The organism is Sphingobium terrigena (assembly GCF_003591655.1).
Lineage (GTDB): Bacteria > Pseudomonadota > Alphaproteobacteria > Sphingomonadales > Sphingomonadaceae > Sphingobium > Sphingobium terrigena.
Genome location: NZ_QVRA01000015.1, coordinates 82,258 through 103,707 on the forward strand (window position 1 = coordinate 82,258; position 21,450 = coordinate 103,707).

General features: G+C 63.1%; 21 protein-coding genes and 1 tRNA gene. 5 read left to right on the forward strand and 17 right to left on the reverse strand.

Annotation, left to right across the window (positions count from 1 at the left end):
• The first annotated feature begins 41 nt into the window (after positions 1–41).
• Positions 42–440 (forward strand): hypothetical protein, encoded by a 399-nt coding sequence (locus tag D0Z70_RS16100; protein WP_119746153.1) that lies wholly within the window; start codon positions 42–44, stop codon positions 438–440.
• Between the two features lie 180 nt (positions 441–620).
• On the opposite strand, the gene D0Z70_RS16105 is transcribed toward D0Z70_RS16100, so the two are convergent.
• On the reverse strand, positions 621–2,099 hold the full coding sequence (locus tag D0Z70_RS16105) for a DEAD/DEAH box helicase (protein ID WP_119748252.1): 1,479 nt from the start codon (positions 2,097–2,099) through the stop codon (positions 621–623).
• Between the two features lie 136 nt (positions 2,100–2,235).
• Positions 2,236–2,670 (reverse strand): hypothetical protein, encoded by a 435-nt coding sequence (locus D0Z70_RS16110; RefSeq protein ID WP_119748254.1) that lies wholly within the window; start codon positions 2,668–2,670, stop codon positions 2,236–2,238.
• Between the two features lie 77 nt (positions 2,671–2,747).
• Here D0Z70_RS16110 and D0Z70_RS16115 point away from each other — a divergent pair, with 77 nt between their 5' ends.
• The 3 genes from D0Z70_RS16115 (at position 2,748) to D0Z70_RS16125 (ending at position 5,492) form a co-directional block, all read left to right on the forward strand.
• On the forward strand, positions 2,748–4,187 hold the full coding sequence (locus D0Z70_RS16115) for an FAD-binding oxidoreductase (protein ID WP_119748256.1): 1,440 nt from the start codon (positions 2,748–2,750) through the stop codon (positions 4,185–4,187).
• 129 nt (positions 4,188–4,316) lie between these two features.
• A complete protein-coding gene (locus tag D0Z70_RS16120) occupies positions 4,317–5,105 on the forward strand; it encodes a SapC family protein (RefSeq protein ID WP_119748258.1) in 789 nt (262 codons plus the stop codon).
• A 312-nt stretch (positions 5,106–5,417) separates the two neighbouring features.
• Positions 5,418–5,492: transfer RNA gene (locus tag D0Z70_RS16125), tRNA-Glu, on the forward strand.
• On the opposite strand, the gene D0Z70_RS16130 is transcribed toward D0Z70_RS16125, so the two are convergent.
• From D0Z70_RS16130 to D0Z70_RS16160, 8 genes are all read right to left on the reverse strand, one after another.
• A complete protein-coding gene (locus D0Z70_RS16130; protein ID WP_119748297.1) occupies positions 5,452–7,053 on the reverse strand; it encodes a recombinase family protein in 1,602 nt (533 codons plus the stop codon). The two genes, D0Z70_RS16125 and D0Z70_RS16130, sit on opposite strands and share 41 nt — an antisense overlap.
• 864 nt (positions 7,054–7,917) lie before the next feature.
• Positions 7,918–8,382: an SRPBCC domain-containing protein gene (locus tag D0Z70_RS16135; RefSeq protein ID WP_119748260.1), complete on the reverse strand. Its 465-nt coding sequence runs from the start codon at positions 8,380–8,382 to the stop codon at positions 7,918–7,920.
• A 182-nt stretch (positions 8,383–8,564) separates the two neighbouring features.
• A complete protein-coding gene (locus tag D0Z70_RS16140; protein WP_119748262.1) occupies positions 8,565–8,840 on the reverse strand; it encodes an HU family DNA-binding protein in 276 nt (91 codons plus the stop codon).
• Between the two features lie 75 nt (positions 8,841–8,915).
• Complete coding sequence (locus D0Z70_RS25430) at positions 8,916–9,590, reverse strand: lytic transglycosylase domain-containing protein (RefSeq protein ID WP_239018952.1); 675 nt, start codon at positions 9,588–9,590, stop codon at positions 8,916–8,918.
• 17 nt (positions 9,591–9,607) lie between these two features.
• Positions 9,608–12,568, reverse strand: a complete 2,961-nt coding sequence (mobF, locus tag D0Z70_RS16150; RefSeq protein ID WP_119748264.1) for a MobF family relaxase — start codon at positions 12,566–12,568, stop codon at positions 9,608–9,610.
• The gene (locus tag D0Z70_RS16155) at positions 12,565–14,610 is read right to left on the reverse strand and encodes a type IV secretion system DNA-binding domain-containing protein (protein WP_119748266.1); all 2,046 of its coding nucleotides are present in this window, start codon (positions 14,608–14,610) and stop codon (positions 12,565–12,567) included. Before D0Z70_RS16155 ends, mobF begins: the two co-directional genes overlap by 4 nt.
• On the reverse strand, positions 14,607–14,771 hold the full coding sequence (locus tag D0Z70_RS24955) for a hypothetical protein (RefSeq protein WP_182913991.1): 165 nt from the start codon (positions 14,769–14,771) through the stop codon (positions 14,607–14,609). The genes D0Z70_RS16155 and D0Z70_RS24955 overlap by 4 nt, the downstream gene beginning before the upstream one ends.
• Positions 14,768–15,067: a ribbon-helix-helix protein, CopG family gene (locus D0Z70_RS16160; protein WP_119748299.1), complete on the reverse strand. Its 300-nt coding sequence runs from the start codon at positions 15,065–15,067 to the stop codon at positions 14,768–14,770. The genes D0Z70_RS24955 and D0Z70_RS16160 overlap by 4 nt, the downstream gene beginning before the upstream one ends.
• 178 nt (positions 15,068–15,245) lie before the next feature.
• Here D0Z70_RS16160 and D0Z70_RS25435 point away from each other — a divergent pair, with 178 nt between their 5' ends.
• The gene (locus tag D0Z70_RS25435) at positions 15,246–15,863 is read left to right on the forward strand and encodes a hypothetical protein (protein WP_239018953.1); all 618 of its coding nucleotides are present in this window, start codon (positions 15,246–15,248) and stop codon (positions 15,861–15,863) included.
• 146 nt (positions 15,864–16,009) lie between these two features.
• On the opposite strand, the gene D0Z70_RS16170 is transcribed toward D0Z70_RS25435, so the two are convergent.
• The 7 genes from D0Z70_RS16170 to D0Z70_RS16200 all read right to left on the reverse strand — a co-directional run bounded on the left by D0Z70_RS16170 (position 16,010) and on the right by D0Z70_RS16200 (position 21,292).
• Positions 16,010–16,993 (reverse strand): DUF2493 domain-containing protein, encoded by a 984-nt coding sequence (locus tag D0Z70_RS16170; RefSeq protein ID WP_119748268.1) that lies wholly within the window; start codon positions 16,991–16,993, stop codon positions 16,010–16,012.
• Positions 16,994–17,455: 462 nt separating this feature from the next.
• Positions 17,456–17,653, reverse strand: coding sequence for a hypothetical protein (locus tag D0Z70_RS16175; protein WP_119748270.1), 198 nt, complete (start codon positions 17,651–17,653; stop codon positions 17,456–17,458).
• On the reverse strand, positions 17,650–17,886 hold the full coding sequence (locus tag D0Z70_RS16180) for a DUF6117 family protein (protein ID WP_119748272.1): 237 nt from the start codon (positions 17,884–17,886) through the stop codon (positions 17,650–17,652). Before D0Z70_RS16180 ends, D0Z70_RS16175 begins: the two co-directional genes overlap by 4 nt.
• Positions 17,887–17,945: 59 nt before the next feature.
• Positions 17,946–18,938 carry a DUF2493 domain-containing protein gene (locus D0Z70_RS16185; protein ID WP_119748274.1) on the reverse strand — a complete coding sequence of 331 codons (993 nt, stop codon included), beginning with the start codon at positions 18,936–18,938 and terminating at the stop codon, positions 17,946–17,948.
• Between the two features lie 84 nt (positions 18,939–19,022).
• On the reverse strand, positions 19,023–19,505 hold the full coding sequence (locus tag D0Z70_RS16190) for a DUF736 domain-containing protein (RefSeq protein ID WP_119748276.1): 483 nt from the start codon (positions 19,503–19,505) through the stop codon (positions 19,023–19,025).
• 379 nt (positions 19,506–19,884) lie between these two features.
• A complete protein-coding gene (locus tag D0Z70_RS16195) occupies positions 19,885–20,391 on the reverse strand; it encodes a hypothetical protein (RefSeq protein ID WP_119748278.1) in 507 nt (168 codons plus the stop codon).
• Between the two features lie 79 nt (positions 20,392–20,470).
• Complete coding sequence (locus D0Z70_RS16200) at positions 20,471–21,292, reverse strand: hypothetical protein (RefSeq protein ID WP_239018954.1); 822 nt, start codon at positions 21,290–21,292, stop codon at positions 20,471–20,473.
• Positions 21,293–21,450 lie beyond the last annotated feature (158 nt).

Consider the following 21,450-nt stretch of genomic DNA (forward strand, 5'->3'; position numbering starts at 1 on the left):
GAATGCTGGAAAGCAGACACAGACATTGATAACATGGCGGTATGCTGTGCTATGTCAAATATACCGTACTGATCTCACTGGCCCTTACAGGATGCGCCAAGGCTTCACCACCTCCAGAACGACCTGCGCTGACCGCCCTTCTCAAACAATCGAAGTTCAAACCTGACGGCCATTACACTGGCGCGGACACTCCAGAGGATCGCAAGCCTCTACAAGACGCTGTTGACGCTGCGATTTTAGATATTCGCGCCATGCCTGATCCTCTTGATCGAGAAGCCGTGCGTAAACGCTTATCGAGTCTGTTAGGCGACGTGGATATGTTCGCCACCGAAGACCGCGATGAAGTAGGCCGCTACGCCATCCGCGTCTGGCGCGCTCTCGGCTTCAAGAAGGAGACAGGGCTCTTCTATATGTCCGATGATAGGGTTTTGCAGCAGTAGCTACCCTGTCCGCAACTGGTCGCCCATTGCCATTCCCCTTTTCGTCATGCCGGGCTTGACCCGGCATCCCGCTTTTCTTCGCGCAGAAAGCGGGACCCCGGATCAGGTCCGGGGTGACGTAGATGGGCGTTGCTGGCCTTGCTCATTGGCGGACAGAGCAAAGCCCGTCCGCCCCAAAATTCAGGCGTCGAAGCCGAAGTTCAGGAATTCCGGCACGGGGCCGTTCCAGCCTTCGTCGGGGCCGTCGTCCTGATGGTCGTTGCGGCGCTGGCGGGCGGGGGCTTCTGCGGCGCGGGGGGCGACGGCCGGGCGGGCCGGGGTTTCCACGCGGGGCGCCTGCGCGCGCGGGGCTTCCTCGCGCGGTTTTTCGGCGCGGGGCTGGCGGGCGGCGCGGGGCTTTTCGGCGACTGGCTCGTCGGCTGGTTTTTCCGCGACCGGCGTTTCTACGACCGGCTGGTCCGCTGCGGGCTTGGCGACGCGGGGCTTGCGGCCCCTTGGCGTGCGGGGCGCGGCTTCTTCGGTCGGTTCGGCGCTGGCGATGACGGCGGCGGCGCCGACGACCTCGATCTTCGTGCCGATCAGCTTCTGGATATTGTCGATCGCTTCGGCGTCCGCTTCGGTGACGAAGGTGTAGGCGACGCCTGATGCGCCCGCGCGGCCGGTGCGGCCGATGCGATGGACATAATCGTCCGGGTGCCAGGGCGCGTCATAGTTGAACACATGGCTGACGCCCTTAATGTCCAGCCCGCGCGCCGCGACGTCCGACGCGACGAGGATGTTGACGGTGCCAGCGCGGAAGCGTTCCAGTTCGGCGATGCGCGATCCCTGGTCGATATCGCCATGGATCTCGCCCGACTTGAAGCCGTCGCGTTGCAGGCTCTTGTTCAAGTCCCGCACCGTCGTCTTGCGGTTGCAGAAGATGACCGCGCTGGTGACGTCGGCTTCGCGCAGCATTTTGGACAGGACATCGCGCTTCTTGCGCGACTCCACTTTCACCAGGCGCTGGGTGATGTTGATCGAGGCGCTGGCGGGGCGCGCGACTTCGATCGATTTGGGGTTGGACAGGAATTTGTCGGCCAGCTTCTTGATGACTGGCGGCATCGTTGCCGAGAACAGAAGCGTCTGGCGCTGCGCGGGCAGCTTGGTGCATATTTCCTCGATATCCGGGATGAAGCCCATGTCGAGCATCCGGTCGGCTTCGTCGATGACCAGCAGCGAACAGCCGTTCAGCATGATCTTGCCACGCCCGAACAGGTCCATCAGACGGCCCGGCGTAGCGATCAGCACGTCCACGCCCTTTTCGAGCGCCGCGAGTTGATCACCCATCGACACGCCACCGATCAGCAGCGCCATCGAGAGCTTGTGATATTTGCCATATTTCTCGAAATTTTCCGCCACCTGGGCGGCAAGTTCGCGCGTCGGCTCCAGGATCAGCGAGCGCGGCATCCGCGCGCGGCTGCGGCCATGGGCGAGGATGTCGATCATCGGCAGAACGAAGCTGGCCGTCTTGCCCGTCCCCGTCTGGGCGATGCCAATAATGTCGCGCATCATCAGGACGGACGGAATCGCCTGCGCCTGAATCGGCGTGGGCGTATCATAACCGGACTCGGTTACGGCCCTGAGCAATTCGTCGGAAAGGCCGAGATCGGCAAAAGTCATTCAATGGTCCGGGAACAGGAGGCTTGTCCGCCCTGCACGATAGCGAGACGGAAATCGGCCGCGCATTGCGGAAATATCGGCCGCTTGTCAAGGAAATCGCGCGATTTGGCGGGCGGTCCTTGGCCAATAGGAGCGCTCAGTCGTCCGGTTCCGCAGCGATCAGCCGTTTGAAGCTGTCGATCGCGCAACTGGTGCCGCCGCGCGCCTGCAACTCGTCACGGCCCGAACAGAGCGATCCATCCTCATCCGGTTCGACATAGAAACCGGAATAGAAAGCGGTCGCGTCACAGCCTTTTTCCAGCCGCGCGCGGTAGCGATGCTGGTCGGCGAGAATCAGGTCCACCCCGTTGCGCACGACGATGCTGGCAGCGCGAATCGAGCGCAGGGCGACGCAGCGCGGCCCCTTTTTCTCGTCCCAGGCGTCCGCCGCCTTGTCGCTGATGCGCGCGGGCGCCCTGCCCTTTTTCGCCATCGGCACGCGGATGATGACGCGCTGCTCAATCGTCAGTTGCGCCCATTGAACCGGGTCAGCCGTCGTGGCGGCAAGCAGCAGCAGGATGGAATGAACCAAGTCGGACCCCTTTTGGGAATCGGACGCTATCGACCCGTGGTTGAACAGTCGATGAATTCCGGGGATAGGTGCGTCCCATGATCGGACAGCATATCATCGCGCGCTTCGCCGCGCTGCTTGGCCCCAAGGGCGTTATCACCGACCCGGACGACATCGCGCCCTGGGTCAGCGACTGGCGCGGGCGTTATCATGGCGCGGCGGTGGCAATCCTGTCGCCTGCCTGCGTGGAGGAGGTTGCTGCTGTGGTGGCGCTGGCGGCGGAGCTGGGCGTCGCGCTGGTGCCGCAGGGGGGCAATACGTCGATGGTGGGCGGGGCGACGCCGCCCGCCGACGGATCGGCGCTGATCCTCTCGCTGCGGCGGATGAACCGGCTTCGCAGCCTGAGTGCGGACGACAATCTGGCGATTTGCGAGGCGGGCGTGATTCTGAGCAATCTGCATGATGCCGCCGAAGGCGCCGGACGACGCTTTCCGCTCAGCCTGGGGGCGAAGGGATCGGCGACGATCGGCGGGCTGGTGTCGACCAATGCGGGGGGCACGCAGGTGCTGCGCCACGGGACGATGCGCGCGCTGGTCGAGGGGGTAGAGGCGGTGCTGCCCGATGGCAGCATCTTCCACGGACTGGACGCGCTGAAGAAGGATAATCGCGGATACGACATCAAGCAGTTGCTGATCGGCGCAGAAGGCACGCTGGGGGTGATTACCGCGGCAGCGCTGCGACTGGTCCCGGCGATTGCGGCGCGGGCGGTCGGCTGGGTCGGGGTCGCCTCCCCCGCTGACGCGCTGGCGTTGTTGCGGCTCACCGAGGCGGAACTGGGCAATAGCGTCGAGGGATTTGAGGTCATCGCTGACGAGACTTTGGGCTTTGTGCTGGGGCATATTCCCGGCACGCGCAGCCCGATCGAGACGCGGACGCCCTGGCATGTGCTGATCGAGGTGGATCATGCCGATCTGCGCGATCCGGGTCCGGGCGAGCGGCTGGAGGGTGCGCTGGCGCTGGCGTTCGAGCGGGGCATCGCGATCGACGCCGTGGTGGCGGCCAGCGAGGCACAGGCCGAGGCCTTCTGGCGAATCCGCGAATCGCTGTCGGAATCGGAAAAGGCGCAAGGGCCAGCGCTGCAATATGACATCAGCGTGCCGGTGGCGCGGATGCCCGCCTTCATGATCGAGGCGGCTGATGCGGCAATGGCGAGATTTCCCGGCACTACGGCCTCGTCCTTCGGCCATCTGGGCGACGGCAATGTCCATTTCCATGTGCGCGCGCCCAAGGGAACGAGCGACGGGCCGGGCTGGATCGCGGCACAGGGGCAGGCCATCAACGCCTTCGTCCATGACGCGGTGGTGGCGGCGGGCGGATCGATCTCGGCCGAACATGGCATTGGCCAGATGAAGCGCGCGGAGCTGGCGCGGCTGGCCGGGCCAGCGCGGATCGGCGCGCTGCGGGCGATCAAGGCCGCGTTCGACCCCAAGGGGCTGTTCAATCCGGGGAAACTCATCCCGCTGCCCGATGAAGCCTGAGGATCAGGCCTCAGAGTATATGTGAAAGCAATTGCCACCCGCTGCGCGGGGCTTTATCGCCCTCTCCCAGTTTTATGCCCGGCGGCGCGTCTGCACAGCGTCGCTTTTTGACAGAATGGATACCGGATCATGGCCAGCGCGCCCGCGAATACCCTGCCGATCTTCTACAATGACCTCATCCCGCTGAGCAGCCTGGATCATGCCGATTTCCGCAGCAAGGCGGTCGATTCGGCCCCGTTCCTGACCAGCCAGCACGCCATTCCACTGACGATCGACGAATTCGTTTCCGCCCAACGTTTCGTGCCGATCATCTTTTCGGCTGGCGCGGATTCGGTCCCGCTGGCGCTGATGGGCCTCAATGAAGGCGTCAACATCTTCGTCGATGAGGACGGCAAACTGCGCGGCCCGGCCTATGTGCCCGCCTATGTCCGTCGCTATCCCTGGATGCTGGCCAAGCTGCGTCCCGACACGGACGAGCTGTCGCTCTGCTTCGACCCGACCAGCCCCGCGATCGGCGCGTTCGAGGATGGCCAGCCTTTGTTCGAGGATGGCAAGCCGAGCGAGCTGACCCAGGGCGTGCTGAAATTCTGCGAGGATTTCGAGCAGGCCGCTGCCCGCACCGGCCAGTTCGTGCGCGAATTGCAGGACATGGACCTGCTGATGGACGGCGAAGTCGCGATCCAGACTCCGGGTAACGAGCAGCCCTTCGTCTATCGCGGGTTCCGCATGATCAACGAGGAAAAGCTGCGCGACCTGCGCGGTGACCAGCTGCGCAAGATCAACCAGAGCGGGATGCTGCCGCTGATCCACGCCCACCTGTTCTCGCTCCAGCTGATGCGCGACATTTTCGAGGCGCAGGTCAATCTGGGCAAGGGTCCGATCCCCCAGCCAGCCGTACCGCAGCCCGCCGAAGCCTGAATACAAAGTTAACCCGAAACGGCGGAAATATTTGATAGAAAAGCGATTGCATCTCCTCTTGAAACGGAATGTGACCTGGCCTATCTACTGAACATGCGATGCACCTGCCCCCCTTTCGGGTGTATCGTATGGGCGCCTCCCCCCTTTGGAGGCGTCTCCTCCCTGAACCTAGGCCGCTCCATGCTCTGCATGGGGCGGTTTTTTTTGGAGTGCTCCTTTTCCCAGGCGGATTGGGTGCGGCGCGGTTTTCCTTGACGCGCGCCACGCGCCTTCCTAAAGGCCAGCCCCTGCCAGCCGCCCGACGCGGCCCATGGCCCCTTCGTCTAGCGGTTAGGACGCGGCCCTCTCACGGCTGAAACACGGGTTCGATTCCCGTAGGGGTCACCAAACTGTCAAAACCCTCATTTTGGGGTTGGTTTGGCGTGCCGAGAGTGAACGCGGCCCGTGATAATTCTTCAAGCATTCCAAAGGGCTGCCTGAATTCTACGGTCAGCCGATCATTGGCCCAAGTGCAGTTCGAAAGTACCAAATTTAGAGCTCGACGCCGGTATTCCGGGGCCATCTCCGCAAAGCCCTTGTGAGCGTTCCTGACGATATCGAGCAGCGCTACGCCATCATCAACATAGGCCTCGTCCGCATTATTGAGGTGCTCGAGTCCTCGGATCGCCCGCGCTCTCTCCTCCCGCCAGGTGGTAGCGATGCGATCGTGAAATTCCTTGGTGATACGTCCATCGACCTTGTCGAGGTAGATGGTGTCAAGACGCTCCTGGAGCTTGTCTGCCTCGGCAGCCAGCCGCGCCTTGGCTTCATCACGCTCGCGGCTCTCGTCGCCATGGCTCTCGCGGAGCGCTCGCTGTACGAGACCGAAAATTTCGTCGTCGAGGCGAAGCCGCGAAAGCATCTGTTCGAAATGAACGTCAAGCGCCTCCTGCCGGACGTAACGCTCAGGGCATTTTCCCTTAAAGCCGGTGCAATGGTAATAGACGTATTTCTGCTTCTTGATCTCCGCGACTATCGCACAGCCGCAATGGCCGCAGGTCATCAAGCCGGTGTAGACGAAATCTTTGGGACTCGCGCGGACGTTGGACGCGCTACGGCCATCGATGACCTCCTGAGCTAGTTCCCAGGCCTCCAGCGAAATGATTGGATCGTGCAGGCCTCGATAAAGCTTGCCGTCCCACTCATAGGAGCCGGTGTAGAGCCGATTTCTGAGAATATAGAAAATCGTACTCGTACTGCTGACGAGCTTGCCGCTTCGACGATACCTCAAACCAAGATCGCGCGCCTTCGCTGCCAGTTCGTTGATCGAGAAATTACCGGTTCCGCACAGCTCGAACAGGCGCGCAATGATCGGTGCGATCTCGGGATCGACCTCGATTACTTTCCGCCCCGCATCGTTGCGGATGTTGCGGTAACCGAGTGGAGCGAGAGTAGGCCAATAACCCTGCGCGGCCTTTTCAGTCATGCCTTTGCGCGCTTCCTCCGATAGATTGTCAATATAGTTCTTGGCCATCAACACCTTGATGCCGTGCATGAACTTCTCGGAAGACCTGGACTCGTTGGAAAGGACAACGCCCTCCTTGGCGAGGTGGATCTCGATATCCAATTCGTCGAGCGTCACCCAGTCCTTGAGGTTGCGGTACAGCCGATCGGTCTTTTCGACCAGGATCATTCGGACAGACGGATGGCGTCGTAGATAAGCCAGCATCGCTTCAAATTCGGTGCGGCCAGCCTTCCGTGCAGTTTCTACATCGACATGTTCGGCTACGATATCGATGTCGTGGATCGCTGCGTAGTCTCGGAGAAGTTTGAGCTGGGCAGGAATCGAGAATCCCTCGCGCTCCTGCTCCGACGTCGAGACGCGAGCGTAGAGAACCGCTTTCTTTAATGCGTGGCGGATCGACGCACGTGCCACCGTCCGTCTCAGCTTCGCTCTGGGTTTCACCATTGTTCGACACTTCCTTCTCTGCTCTCAATCACGATCCTTCCCCACTTCCAACCGCGAAACGCGCCTATCGCTGGGGAATTGTGGTTGTGCCGCCGTCCCGTTCTGTTCCCTATTTATTCCGCGACAGCACTGAACCGTCAAGCCGCCGATTCGGCGTAGGCAAACCGCCTGGCTGGGTTATCGGGCACTCGTGTCGTCATCGCATTGTCTTGACGGTTGTCGATCGACAATGGTCCGACGTCGGGCGATGGCGAGCTCATAATAGTCGGTCAGGTCGCCTAGCAGAATCCTCGCTTCGTCCTGAGAAACTGGCCGGCCCATCCGTCGTGCGAAGATCGCACTGGCATCCTCAATCAGCTGGCGTGAGAATTTGTCGCGTCTCGCAATGCGAGGTTCCCGTGGATCGTTCTGCGGAGACTTGCCCGCTGAGAATTCACACGCAGCCTTAGTAGGCTCCTGATCCGTAGCCTGAGCCTCGGGGTGCAAAGGCGGGTTGGACTCAATACCAAGCGTTCGTGGCGCGGCCGAGGCATCAGCGGCGGTCCCGTACCTCGTGTTCGGAGATCGGGCACGCCTCATCGCCGGACGATGCGTTCATCGTGTAAGGGACATTCGCACTGTCTGAGGTACCCAAGCAAGGCGCAACCGAGGCGCACGCCCATCGTTAACACGTCGCTGCTCCAATCGATGGAGCTCGGCGGGATGTCTTGAAGCAAGGTTATCGTACCTCGCGTGCCGTCGTTTATCAACAGTTCCCGCGCTCGAACCGACGCACAATGCTCAGCGTGTCGATGATGTCGCGGGCGGTCAGGCGCTATCTTCTTCGCTAACACCCATAGAAAGGCTCAAGCGGCGCCTGCGGGCCTATTCAACGAGATTGGCGAGGTTCTTCAATGATGAATCCATGCCGGCGCGATGGTCAACTTCGCTGATCCCCATAGGGACGTTTTCCGCGGTGAACGTCACTTTCGTGCCGTTTGCGACCGCCGTGAATATCGCTGTCATCGTCATGGTGCCGGTAAAGGCCGGATGGGCGGACTCGAACTCGACGGCCTCGACAATTTTTTCATTCGGTATCAGTTCGATGAAGCGTGCCTCGACGACGTCGGTATCCTCCGTTGATTTGCCTCGGCCACGTTCGGTCTCGGAATAGACGAGTGTCATCCGATAGCCGCCCCCAACACGGGGGTCGAAAGAGAGGATCTTTGCAGTCATGCCCTTGGGCGCGCGCCATGACGCAACGGCCTCGGCGTCAAGAAAAGCCCGGAAAATGGCTCGTGGTGGCGCAATGATGGTGCGAGAAGTGGTGTGAGTTCGAGGGTTTGTCATGAAACCTATATGATAGAGGGCCGTCGCGAAGCAGCGCCAGCGGACGCTTGAGTTGAACCCGTCACTGCCGAACGCTGGTGTGGGAAACCTCCGAAACCGGCCTCCGAGCGAGGAAAAACGACGGACGGCTTTCTTGGTCCAGGCGCGATCGTTGAGGGATGTGCCTGGGACCAAGAGTCGGTTCAACCGTTCAGCTTGTCCTTCACCGCTTTAGCGGGCGTGAATGTCAGCTTCTTCGAGGCCGCAATCGTGATGGTCGCGCCAGTCGAGGGATTGCGACCTTCGCGCTCCGCGCTGGCCTTTACTTTGAACTTGCCGAAGCCGTTGAGCGAAATCTCCTCGCCCTTCGCCGCCGCGTCCGCAATCGCCGCGAAGACAGTATCGACGATTTTCTTGGCGTCGGCCTTGCTCGAGCCGGTGGCGCTGGAAAGATGGTCGGCGAGGTCGCTGTTGTTCATGATTCACTCCTGGTTGTTCCCCTGCTGATCTATCGAGGAGCGGATAGAGCGACAAGCCTGCTGCCACCGCGCCGCTTAATCTTGCACCTCTGACGATACGGAGCGCGCTACCACGCCGAACCCGAGCATTCGCTCCCGCTTGGCCTCGTTGGTGGGCGAGTCGGGCGATTGCAGGGTCGTCGCGACCGAAGCACCGCCAAGCCTAACAGGCCTTTCGGCGAAGATCGCAGGACCAAAACGCCGCGTGAGATGATCCGCGACGCTCAGCGCATAGCGCCTTTGGCGCCACGCTGTGGGGCTGTGATAGACCCCGATCGCGGCCCAATAGTCACCGGTCGACCGCAAGGCCGACAGGAAGATCCAGCGGGCAACGTCGGCATTGAAGCAGGCATCGGACTTGAGCCAGGTGCGAACCTCCGGCTCGGGCCGCCGCAGCACCGCTGCGATCTTTGGCACCCACCAACTGTTGATCTGAAGGGGCCCCAGGTCATGCGATCCGTTGGCATTGGCGACCTCCGCGCCGACCCATCCGCCTTCCTGGTCGCGCAGTCCCCACAGGGTTTTCTCGAGCCAATCCTTCCCACCAGCGGCACGTGCAATGCAGTGTGAGATGTCGCCTTCCGAAAGTCTCGCCATCCCCGCCGAGGGTGAAGCCGCGGTGGATACCGCGAACACCACGGCAAGGCAGCCGACGCGCAGAACGGGTTTGAGGCGGCGTCGGGCGGAGAATGCAGAACTGGAGTGGTTCATCGAAAGAGTCTCCGTGATCAATGTTCGGGACCGTGGCCGGGATCGGCATCGCGGGTGTCATGTACGTGGGCGGGTGTGGGATCGGGTCGCGCATCCGCGCGCTCGGGTTCGGTTGGCGCGCGATCGACGACAGATTGCAGGAACCGGTCGAGGATGTCGGCAATCCCGCGGGCATTTTCAGCCAGCCGCTCCGGCAGGCCCCTTGGCGCATTCGTCCGTTGGTCGAGTTGCCGGCCAAGGGCCATGTCGCGCCGCTCGGACCGCTCACGATCCTGGTCCGCCCGAGCTCGCTCAATCGGGTCTGCATGCGGCGCCGCAAGACTTTCGCGATTATCCCGGTCCAGCCTACCCAGCCCTTCCAGCGCGGATGTCTTTTCGCCGGAATGGGTTTGGAGCTTCTCGGCGAGGCGCTTTTCATCCTCGGTCCAGAGCTTAACGCCGAAGCGCGCGCGGGTGATCGCCGTATAATAATTCTGGCCGTTCACGAGCCCGGAATTGACCGGCGCCAGCACATAGACGCGGGCGTAGGTCTTGGACTGCGCGGAATATACCGTCTCTGCGTATCCGTGATCCCAGTGCTTGTGCTCGGACAAATCGATCTGCTGCACGCGCTCGCCCCGGTCCCACCGGATCGTGGCGAGGGTTCCATCCATCTTTTCGACCGTGCCACGCTCTGCATTTTTGAGATCGAGCGCGTTGCTCACCAGGCGCCATTGGATGCGATCGCCTTCCGCGAGGTCGCGATTCTCAGCATTGAATACGTTGATCTGCTTGACCTGACTCTGCCGCGGATCCCAGCGGATGATGCGGCCATTCTCGTCGAGCAGTCGCACGACCTGCCGCCCGCTCTCGGCGCGTCCGATACCGACGACACGATACTGGACGTCGCGCGCGATCCCCGCCCCGAGTTGATCCCGGGTGAAGGTCACGACCTGCCCGCCGGAATAGAAGCGGGCATAATGTTTCTCCTGATCGGACATGCCGGTCGGCGTCAGGACCTGGAGTCGCGCGTCTTCGGCGGCGATCGCGCTTTCGGATTTCAGGGTTTCGCGAATCTTTGAGTTCACGATCAGCCGGGTCGCATTGTCGAGTACGAGGATGTTGGTGGTCGCGCGGTTTTCGGGTTTCAACCGGGTCCATTCCGCGACCAGCCCTTTCGCCAGGGCCTCGGCCCCCTCCCCGCTCACGACCTTGTCGAGCTGCGAGAGCGAGGCGGCATATTCCGCCGCCCGCGCATGCGTGACCGCGGCTTTCATACTCTTCGTTTGCTGACGCATGGACTCGGTAAGTTGCGCGGTGGCGAGGCCGAATTTCTGCATCAGCCAGAAGGGCTTCCCCTGTTCGATCGCGCCGGTCTGCTTGTCATCGCCGAGCAGGATCAGCCGCGCGCCCGTCATCCGGCTGATCTCGAGGATGCGAATGGCCTGGCGTGTCCCGAGTTGCCCGGCCTCGTCGAGGAGGAGAACATGGCGGTCGGTGATGCCGCGACCACCGCTGGTGAGAACGCTTTCGACCGTCCTGGATTCGACGCCCGCTATCTGCCCAGTGGTCGCGGCGGCTGATGATGTGGGGGCCAGCGCGACCAGCACCGTTCCCGGCTCGGCAGCCTGCCGCAGGGTATTCATCAGCGTCGATTTGCCGGCGCCGCCGACGCCGTGGATTCCGGTGACGCGGTCGCGCGACAAAGCAGATTGAACGAGAGCCTGTTCCTGATGGGGGGTGAGGCCAGCGGTCTCCAGCGCGACCAGAAGACGGTCGGCGGTGGCGATCGGTCGGGCATCGTCCAGGGCCAGAGCGAGGTGCTGAGACAGCGCCATTTCCTGGCGTGCGCTGCGCCTGCTGGTTCGGCCGCGAGTGAGGATCTGGTCACCGGTCGGCGCACGGGTGACGAGGAGTTTACGCTTCGCCTCATGCTCGGCAAGCAATGGCCGGACATCGGCAAGCCGCACCTCTCCGACATGGCTGGCAAGCGCCAGCCTGTACATGCGGCCGAGATTGTTCACGGCTTCGCGGGTCTCCGCCTGCCGGAGACCGAACAGGCTCGCGCGCCCTGCGGTTCGGCGATCGACCTCGATGATCGACGTCCCCCGCTCCTCTACCTGCGTAGTGAGTCTGGCGAGGTCCGCCTCATAGGGTTTCGCGCGCGCGGCCCACTGGCTGTGGAGCTCGTCGAGTGTCGCCGTCACCTTGGGACCGCGCGTCTGGTAGAAGGATTGGCGACGCGCTGCCTGTCCGGTGAGCCCGTGCTCTTTGGCATGGGCATCGATCTGTTCGGCGCGTTGTGAGGTGTCCCTGATGAAATCCCTGGGAACGCCGACGATCTCGAACAGCCCCCGTCTCGGATCGAATTCGACGTCGTATCCGATCTGGCGGAGCTCATGGGCGAGGTCGTTTCGATAGACCTGACCCGCAACCATCTGTTCGGCGAACATCGCCCGTGTCTCGAGGCTGGCCCAGGACGAACCGTCCTCCCGGTTCGTAATGTTCATCACGACAACATGGGTATGAAGATGAGGATCAAGCTCGCGGCTGGCGTGCTCGGTGAAGCGGGCGAACACGAGCCGGCCGGTTGTCTCGTGAACGATCTGACCATTGTCGCGCCGACGCAGCGATGCATGTTCTTCGAGATAATCAAGCGCCGTCCCCACCGCCTTTTCATGGGCGGCGATGATGCGCTCATCGTCCATCACCAGCGCCATGATCGATACCGATTTCGGCGCATTGACCGCGAAGTCCCAGCCAGGATGATGCTCGATCTCACCATTTGCGCGATGGCGCCCGAGCTGCTGGTCGCCGATTTTTCCGGCCAGCAACTCTTGGAAAGTCTGGGGGTCGACTGGACCGGATAGCCCCAATTCATCTGCTATCCGACCACCCCATTCTGAATGTTCGTCGCTCCCTTTGGTGTAATAATCGCCCACGGTATAATAGCGGGAAATGTTGGCTGGCGTGCCTTTCAGGCGGCGAGGATGGATCATGCCGGTCGCGCCGGACGGGCCGGCCCATTCTCTCGGTCATAGACATCAAGCTCGATCCGGATCCGTCCGCGCTGCGGGGCGAGCGTGAAGGCCGGAGCAGGTGCGACAGGGTCCGCCGGCGGCTTTTCGGCGGGTTTGGGTTCAACATTCTCGCCCTGGACCGCCCCAGTGCTGCCGCCCTCGAACAGGTCAGGCGATGTCGGCGGAGGCGGTGGCGGCACCGGTCGTGCAGCCTTCTTGCGTCGCGGCGGTGATGGCGGCTCGGTTGACTTGGCTTCGGCATGGATCGCGGCGATCAGGGCCTCGCCATCGCGGTCGCGCACCGGCGGCGTGTCGCGCTCGACAAAGGCGTCGGCAATGGTCGCGACGGTGTTGAAACGGTCCTGGAAATGCACCACCGGCAGGTTGCGGCCGAACCGCAGGAAACCCGACAGGTTTGGTAGATTGGTGACCTCGGTATGCATCACCAGAGGCCGGGTCACCTGCATGCGCGACAGGTTCACGCCGTCGCGCATATCGTTGACGCCGTAGGACATGCCTTCGTTGGCCTCAACCTGTTCGACCTGCCCAAGATTCTCCGACACATGCTTGGCGGTGGGGGTATCGTTGGCGCGCAGCGCCACCCAGGTCGAGCAATAGCCGGTGATGGCGGCGGCATCCTGGATACCGTAGGTCGCCTCCAATTGCGGGTAGGATTGGAACCCCAGAATCCCGCACCCGCCATATTTGCGGGCGCGCGCCAGGAAGTCGGATAGCGACGGCAATTTCTGAAGTGTCGGAAGCTCGTCGATGACGCAATAGAGGCGCCGTCGGCGATCCGGCGTCAGGCTCATGATCGCCGAAATGGCGATGTCGAGCCAGACCGTGATCAGGGGCCGAAGCGACGGAAGCTGGTCGGCTTTGACCGTGATGAACAGCCAGCCGTCCCCCTTTTCATTCGCCACCCAGTCGCGGATCGACAGCCCTTTGCGGGTATCGTCGAGGTAGGAGAAGCTGCGCATGACGGAGGCAAGCTCCGCCTGGATGCCAGCCGATGTACGCTCGCCCTCGAGACTGATGAAGGCAGCTGCATCGGTGCCCGCGGCGAAGGCGGCGAGGTCTTTCAGTTTGGAGCGCAGCAGCCGGTCGAGAAGAATCGAGACCAGCATCTCCTTCTGGTGTGCGAGCTTGCGCATGACGGCGACGAGAGTGCCGCGCGCGGCCTTCGCCCAGAAGGGATCACCGGCCTTGTCCGGAATCGTCGACTCCGCGATCTGGTCATAATGATAGTCGCGCGGAACGTCGCCCCAGGGCGACCAGCGGCTGGTGCGCTTGTCGAGCGGATTGAGGAGAACGTCTTTGCCCGGGCGGTAGAATTTCTCGACGAAGGTGCCGGCGGTATCATAGACGATCGCCCGCTTGCCCTCCTTGCGGATACCCTCGAGCATCTTGACGATGAGGTTGGTCTTGCCCGTCCCCGGCGCGCCGCACAGGAGCACATGCTCGGGCTCATAGGCGTCGGGAATGGGGACGCCGCCGATAGAAAAGCTTCCCTTGCGCTGGCGGCGGAGCAGGCGCTTGACCTGCCGGACCGTGCCGAACCGGGCGCCGCGGAGATACTCGTTCGACCCGAGCCCCCTGCCCGTCCGGGTGAAGGTGAACCAGGCGAAGAACAGCGCAAGCAGGGCGAAGGCGCCCGCAATCAGCGCGCCGTGGACCAAATCGAGTTCGAGTTTATGCAGCATCTGTTTGGCGAGGGAGGAGGCCATCAGCCAATCGGCTGACGTCCAATATTGGTGACCGGCTGGCGTGCGAAACAGGACCGGATCGTTCGTTCCTCCTGCGGCATCGACCTTGAAGCTCGCCTCGACCAGCTTGGTGAGGACGAAGCGCTCATAGTCGGTCGACATTTCGAGCGCATACCAGATCGTGCCCATCACCCAGAGCACGAAGCTGGCTATTACCGTCTGGAAAAAGACCTGGGTCGTCATCCGGACATTGTGGACGATGGCCTGTCCGCCCCGCGTCCAGGAGCCGAGCGTATCGTTGCGAAAAATGCTCATCGCGGGTCTCCCGCGTCCGCAAGGGTGGGAAGAACCGAGCTGGGTTGCCCGAGATACAGGAGCGGCAGGAAGCCGATCGTCCAGGGGATGGTCGGCAAGTGCGGCGATGCCTGAAGCAGCGTGGCGGGGACGGGATCAGCCCGTCGTTCGTTCCCGCTCATCGGTCGGCCTCCGGGTCGAGCAGACCCCTGTCCCGCAATATGCCGCGGGCCTCCGCCATCCCCTTTTGCAGGACGTCCGGCGTCCGTTGACCGACCGACGTGCCGAGGATGGTGAGGATCTGAATGCAGGTCGCGAGGATCTCGTCCTGCGACGAATAGATGTACCGGCCGCGGGGATCGGCGGCCTGTTCGAGAACGGACCGAATGAACACGGAAAGGGAAAGATCGGCGCCCGCCGCGCGCCGGCTAAGGCGGTCGTGCAGGGCACTGTCGACCCGCACGCTTATTCTGATCATGTCGTAGCTCCAGCATAGGAGCTCGACGGGCAGGTCTTGAAGCGAAGGCACCATAGCGCGAATGCCGCTGTTTTTCAACGATTTATGCTGTCCGACATGTCAGACACGAATAGACGCGCGAATCCAACGGTTTGCGCGACGCACTGTCGTTCGCGGGTGACATGTCGGACGGCGCGCCGTGCCCAGCGGCGGACTTGTCGGACAGGATTATAGCATTGATTTAACGACGGAATATCTGCGCAGCACCCGTGCGTACGGTGCATTACAAACGGCCAAGGCCGTGAGTGCTCCCCTTCGCAGCGCTCTGCGCGCTGCGTTGTCTCGACCGGGCACGGGCGGACAATCCCCGGCAGGGGATTTCTTCTTCTCGCTGGCGGCACGCCGGCAAGCCCATCTCAATCGCGATTCCGTGAGTTTGCATGAGATCGATACCCCAAGTTCGGGATTGAATGCGGGCGAACCCAGCCTACAATCCGGGACGGCGGGCAGACCCATCACAAGGACGATGGACATGCCCAAGATGACGGAACGTGAGCGACTTGCCGACCTCGAAGCGCGTCAGCGCAAGGTCGCTGAAGAAGTGGAGAGTGCCCGCCGCGCCCTGCGCGACCGATATGCTGGGATGGTCACGGACCTCCCGATCGAAGCATTGAGCGAGCGGGATTTCAGGGACGTCCTCACCCACGCGATTCGGGTGGGAGGAAGCCCTGCCGTCTCGGCACTGAAGACGCTGCCAGCGGCAGCGCCCGAACCTAAAAGTCGCCCGAAGGGCGGCCCAGCGACGAGCATGGCGTAGCCACGCGCAGGAGGCCGACAGCATCGCTGTCGCACCGCCCCGTGACGGACCCGATCTTTGATCGGGCTCCCGAGCGGGGCGGTTCTCAACGCCAACAAAAAAGGGGACCGGCCGGGCATCATGCCCAACCGATCCCCGTCACGATCTCAGGCGACAGCGCTGGCTGTGCGCTGATCCGAGAGCCGGAAGAAGTGAGCCGGCACCCGCTTCTCGCGGACCATCCGGGCGAGGTGCGACTGAAGTCCCGACCCTTCGCAAACCAGCGCTTCGACGGGGCGAAGTGCCAGCAACCGCTCGTTCCGTGCGAACCCGGCCCGCTTGCCCAGTCGCGCGTCGAGCGTGAAGGCCACCAGCTTCACCCCCGACCGGGCCGCCCATGCCGCCGCGATCGCGTCGCACCCTTTGTTCTGGGCGGTGGTCGCCAGCACCATCGCGGGGATGCGGGCGTGGATCGCGTCGAGCCGATCCCAGAGGAGCTGATGGTCCTCCCATTGCTGGCCGCCCGAGAAGATGACTATCGGCCCCTGCGGCGCGTGCTCCTCGATGCGGCGCTGGCGGCGTGCGGCGAGGAAGTCGGTGGCGGCGATGACCGAGGCCGTGCGCTTCCCCGACACCAACGTCGCGCGCGGTGCCGACCATGGTCGTCCGGTCTCGGCATGGTACATCTGCGCCGCGTGATCGCGCATGCAGGCGACCGCGTCGCGCGCTTCGTCCAGCGACTGGCAGAGCGTCTGCGCTTGCTCCAGTTCGGTCGTCGCGACCTCGCTGCCGTCGGCGGAACGGATCAGGCCGTTGACCTGCTGCGCCGCGCGATCGGCTTCCCCGTCAAGTTGGCTGGCGACCTTGTGGAAGCTGTGCACGATGCCCCAGGCGAGCCGGTCGGCGATGCTCTCCAGTCTTGTGTCGCGCAGGACGTCGAACAACGTCGTGATGAGGAGTTCGGTCGCGCGCTCGGCCTCCAGCGGATCGGGCATCCCGGCATCGGTGCTGTCCTCGGCGCGGTCGATCCGGAACTCACCTACGGTCTCGGTGAAGGCGGCGGCGAAGCGGTCCGTAGGCTCGGCCGTTTCTTCGGCATAGAGCGCGGCGATGTCGGCGAAGCGGGAAATGGAACGGGGTGAATGCGTCATGATGGCCTCCTGAAATTTAAAGAGGCATTTTCCCCGGCACGGGCTCTGAGCGACGGGGTCAAGGATCGCGAAGCGACCGCGTAGCGGCGATGGGGGTCACGATTTTCTTTGGCGGCCACCGACGTCGACGCTGAGGCGCTGTGTTCGATCCGCCAAGGAAAATGGTGGGGCCCCGTCGTCCTTGAGGCCGGCGCTGTCCCCGTGCCATGCTTGGACTTCTTGATAGATAGAGAGAGGCTGTGATTCGGGGGGCTCGATGCCCCCCGAATCGCATCGGCCGGTGCGGACCCTTTGTCCGCACTGGCCGTCCCGCACGTCTGAGGATTGTGAGACGCTAGCCGCGCGTAACACCCTCCCACGGCGGTCAAGGAGAAGGGCCAAGCCTGTTTGTCGCTCGCCACCCTTGCATAAAAATAGGCCGGCACGCGGGAATGCGTCCGGCCTCATAGGAACCTCAGATCGTCAGGGGTTCAGCCAATCGAACCCTTCATGGTGCCCGCAATGATCGCAGGCGACCGTGCGGTAGATATTGAGCGAGCCTTCCGCGCGCTCGACGTGGCCGTGCTCGGCTGGCTCGCCACAGCGTGGACACCGCGCTCCCCATCGCTCGTCGGCAAGCTCCACGCCGCCGGGCTCGATGCAACCTCCATAGCCGATCATGGCTGCTCCGATCTGTTGGTGTCGGGAGGTAGATAGGCCTCATACGGGTCTCCATCGTGAAGATGGCCGAATGGCGTCATCACATAAGCACCGTCGTCCCGTCCCACGGCGCAGATCACGTAGCGCGGGACGCCGGTGACCGCGTCGGTGCACTCCATCAGGGCGAGATTACCGTCCTCGGCCGCGCGGCGCAGGGTTGCGAAATTGCGCCGGTACACATCTGGTATGGCCATGCCGGCCTCCTGTGAAACGGTAGGAAAGGAGGCGGGAGCAAAGCCCCCGCCCCCGATGTTCAGGCCCGCATCCGGCGCACCGCGGTATCGGCGATCTGATCGGCCTTGCGGAAGGCATGGATCGGCACGCCCGCCTGTTTCAGAGTCTGATAGAGGTTCGCCTGCAACCCCGAGCCTTCGCACAGCACCGCCTCGACGGGCTTCAGCTCGGCGAGCTTGCGGTTTCGCGTGAAGGCCGTTTTCCGGCCAGAGCCGTATAGCCCGAACGCCACCAGCGGCACGCTGTTGCGCGCCGCCCAGGCGGCCGCGATCGCGTCGGCGCCTTTGCGCTGACCGGTGGTGACGAGGGACATGTGCGGTACGCGCTGATGGACCTCGTCGAGCCGCGCCCACAGGGTTTCCCAATCGTGCCACTGGGCGGGTCCGGAAAAGACGACGATCGGTCCCTTCGGACTGTGCTTCTCGCGGGCGGCAAGTTCGCGGGCACGCAGGAAATCCTGCGCCGCGATCTGGCTCGCCGACGATGCGGAGGATGCCCGGCTTCCCCGCGCCGGCGACCACGGCCAGCCCGACTGCGCACGGTACATCTCGGCCGCATAGTCGCGCATGCACTCGATCGCCTCGCGGTGCTCGGCGGTCGACTGGCAGAGGAGCTGCTTCTCCTCCAGCTCGTTATTATAGACCTCGCTCATGTCGGGATGTCGCACAAGATCACCGATCTCGGCGGCGAGCCCGTCTTCGCGGCGTTCCAGTTTTCCAGCGACGAAATGGAAGCTGTTGACGAAACCCCAGGCGATCTCGGCGGACAGCGGCTCCAACCGCGTGCCCGCGAACAGGTCGAAGATCGTGGCGATGATCGCCCCGCATTCGGCCTGAACGGCGAAGGGCTCGGGCATGTCATGCTCGCCGGGTTCATCGCCAAGCTCGACGATGCTGAGCGGCATGGGATCGCCGAACGCCGCCTGAAATTCCGGGGTGGCGATCATCTCGGCATAGAGGGTGGGAAGGTCGGCCAGGCGGCTGACACTGTTTGTCGATGCGGTTCGAGCCATGATGGCGAACTCCTTGTCAGATGGGGAAACAAAAAAAAGGGCCGGAGGCGCTGGACGCACCCCCGGCCCTCGATCACGCGCGGGTCAGAACGGGATGTCCTCGTCCACGTCCGCGTTCGTCCGGTCGTCGGCGAGGCTGCCATCGGCGCCGGCGGTGCTGTCACCGAAGCCGTCCTGGGTCCGGGGCGCATAGTCGCGCTGGCTGGTGCCGAACCCTCCGCTGCCGAAGCCGCCACCGAATCCGCCGCCGAGATTCTCGCGACGCCAGGCGACGGTGAAGCCACCCGCCTCGTTCGGGAACAGGGCGACCGGAAGCGGCTCGGGCAGGCTCGGATCATCGATCTGGCCCGCGAGGAAGACCTCGCCGGTCTTCTTCGAAACGGCTTCCCAGAGCGCCCCGATCTGCACCCAGCGCCGCGCGATGTTCAGCGCCACGATCTCATAGATCGGCGCCTTCTCGCTCTGGCTCTGCACCGGGCGAAGCCCGATCCGCGGCAGGTCGATGGTGCGCGTGAAGACCGAACCCATCAGGCGGCCGTTCTCCTTCTTGAATTCACCAATGTTCATCGTCTCAACTCCTTCGAATGTCGCTCTCGAGACCATCTCGGCGACACCCCTCCAGATCCCCCTTTCCTCTGATCCCCGGCCTCACCGCCCGCGCTGCCGCCCAAGAACAGCGCCGCGCCGCCACCAGCGACGCCCCTCCCTCCCCCCGCCCGGCCGCGCGCCCAACCGCCGACGCGCACTCGATCGCCCGCGCCCGACGACACCAGGCAAGGCTTCCAGGGTAAGTTAGGTGTGCGGGTTTGGGCGCGCGAACGAGAAAGGCGGGCGGGGCAGCGACGCGGCGGTGGATTGGATAAAAGTATGGGGCGATCGGCGTCAGTCGCTCCGGCGCATCGCGCCGTTCTGGTATCCGGAGCGACAGGGGCAGAAATGCTGTTGGCTAGGCGTGGCCTGCGGGATGCGCGGTGCCGATCGGTTTGATGATGACTGGGTGGTGACGGCCGAGCGTAGCGAGAAGCCGGTCTTCGGTTTGATCGAGAGCGTCGATGCTCTCGAACATTTCGGTGGTGTAGCAACCGCGGGCAAAGGAATCGCTCGTTGGCGGCACCATTACAGTGAAGTTGGCGGGCCAATGGCAGAGAAGCAGGAGCGGCCAGCCCGGAGCCGGCGCGGCATAGCGACAGAAGACAATGTCACCACCATTCAGCGCCGAAGGGCGTCGGTCGAATAAGTCGGGGACGACGGGGAAGTCCCGCTCGGCGGCGAGAAAGGTCTCGATCTCGTCGAGTTCGAAGCGGGTTTCGATGATGATGGGATAGTAGCGGCCGAGCGGCAGGCTGGGGGCCGCGTACCGCGGTGGTATATCGATCACCAGGATATCCGGCATGGTCGGTATCGGCCGACGATACAGCATTCGGCGAACGGCGAGGTCGTGGATCAGGCGCATCGTCACGGTAGAATGACGGCGTGGCTACACACCGGTCAAGGCGAAGGTGCGCAGCCCAACCGGAGTGAGAAAGCGGCAGTCATGCCGCGAGCCGGTCGACACCCTCATTGAACCGCTCGATCCACTCACGCATCTGCGGGCGACGTTCGATCGGGATATCGGCGGCAACAAGCTGGAAGTCGACAAGGTCAACGGGGGCCCCCGCGATGATGGCATCGATCTCCGCGGGATCGAGCAGAGCGTTCGCACGAATGAACAGGGTCATGGAGCCGGGTCGCGACTTCGTTGAGCTGCGCCACAACCCCTCGACATTGCGCAGCCGCGGTGCGGCACGCGCCTCCAGGAGCACGATCAGTCGGAGGCACCAGCGCGGCAGTGTCATCAGTTCGTGGGGTTTTTGCGCCGCACAGACCCAGCAAGCCGACTTGATCGGGATGGGAAGACCCTCGGCGCGGATCCGCGAGGCACAACGCTCGCGGTCCCACCCCCATTCGCGAAGTGGATAACGATAGTCATAAAGGGGTGAGACATGACCTTCGCGATGTGCATATCGCCGGGTGTCGGCAGGGGAGCTGTCATAACCGATAAGCTTCACCACACGCTGGCCGCGAGCCCATGCCCGTTGCGCTGGTTGCCACTGAGCCACCCATTGATCCTGGGGCTGAATCTTCCATTTGAACGAGCAGGAGTGGCGCCCGAAACTGATTGACGGCAGGGTCGCGTTAGTCAGGCAGTTCTCAAGTAACGTGAAGTAGGGCGGCCAATGCTTGAAGCGCTTTGGAACGTAGTGAACAACGTGATGCTCGATGCCGTGATCGTCCATCCATTTCTGGAAGATCGGGAGATACGCATAGGTTTCTTCGCGCTCGGTTCCGGTATCGGCGGTCAGGACGACAGACAAAGGGAGGCCCCGGGCGACCCATTCGATAATGAGTGTCTGAGCGGAACCGATTAACGCCCTTTGCGGAAGCAGTTATACTGAACCGGTAATTCGAGTCGTTCCCGTAAGGAGAATAGCGGATGCCGGCGTGACCGACAAATCTGCCCGTTTGCGTTCTG

Coding starts and splice junctions, on each gene's coding strand:
- D0Z70_RS16100 (WP_119746153.1), top strand. CDS start 42: ATGCTGTGCTATGTCAAATATACCGTACTGATCTCACTGGCCCTTACA.
- D0Z70_RS16105 (WP_119748252.1), bottom strand. CDS start 2,099: ATGACTTTTGCCGATCTCGGCCTTTCCGACGAATTGCTCAGGGCCGTA.
- D0Z70_RS16115 (WP_119748256.1), top strand. CDS start 2,748: ATGATCGGACAGCATATCATCGCGCGCTTCGCCGCGCTGCTTGGCCCC.
- D0Z70_RS16120 (WP_119748258.1), top strand. CDS start 4,317: ATGGCCAGCGCGCCCGCGAATACCCTGCCGATCTTCTACAATGACCTC.
- D0Z70_RS16130 (WP_119748297.1), bottom strand. CDS start 7,053: ATGGTGAAACCCAGAGCGAAGCTGAGACGGACGGTGGCACGTGCGTCG.
- D0Z70_RS16135 (WP_119748260.1), bottom strand. CDS start 8,382: ATGACAAACCCTCGAACTCACACCACTTCTCGCACCATCATTGCGCCA.
- D0Z70_RS16140 (WP_119748262.1), bottom strand. CDS start 8,840: ATGAACAACAGCGACCTCGCCGACCATCTTTCCAGCGCCACCGGCTCG.
- D0Z70_RS25430 (WP_239018952.1), bottom strand. CDS start 9,590: ATGAACCACTCCAGTTCTGCATTCTCCGCCCGACGCCGCCTCAAACCC.
- mobF (WP_119748264.1), bottom strand. CDS start 12,568: ATGATCCATCCTCGCCGCCTGAAAGGCACGCCAGCCAACATTTCCCGC.
- D0Z70_RS16155 (WP_119748266.1), bottom strand. CDS start 14,610: ATGAGCATTTTTCGCAACGATACGCTCGGCTCCTGGACGCGGGGCGGA.
- D0Z70_RS24955 (WP_182913991.1), bottom strand. CDS start 14,771: ATGAGCGGGAACGAACGACGGGCTGATCCCGTCCCCGCCACGCTGCTT.
- D0Z70_RS16160 (WP_119748299.1), bottom strand. CDS start 15,067: ATGATCAGAATAAGCGTGCGGGTCGACAGTGCCCTGCACGACCGCCTT.
- D0Z70_RS16170 (WP_119748268.1), bottom strand. CDS start 16,993: ATGACGCATTCACCCCGTTCCATTTCCCGCTTCGCCGACATCGCCGCG.
- D0Z70_RS16175 (WP_119748270.1), bottom strand. CDS start 17,653: ATGATCGGCTATGGAGGTTGCATCGAGCCCGGCGGCGTGGAGCTTGCC.
- D0Z70_RS16180 (WP_119748272.1), bottom strand. CDS start 17,886: ATGGCCATACCAGATGTGTACCGGCGCAATTTCGCAACCCTGCGCCGC.
- D0Z70_RS16185 (WP_119748274.1), bottom strand. CDS start 18,938: ATGGCTCGAACCGCATCGACAAACAGTGTCAGCCGCCTGGCCGACCTT.
- D0Z70_RS16190 (WP_119748276.1), bottom strand. CDS start 19,505: ATGAACATTGGTGAATTCAAGAAGGAGAACGGCCGCCTGATGGGTTCG.
- D0Z70_RS16195 (WP_119748278.1), bottom strand. CDS start 20,391: ATGCGCCTGATCCACGACCTCGCCGTTCGCCGAATGCTGTATCGTCGG.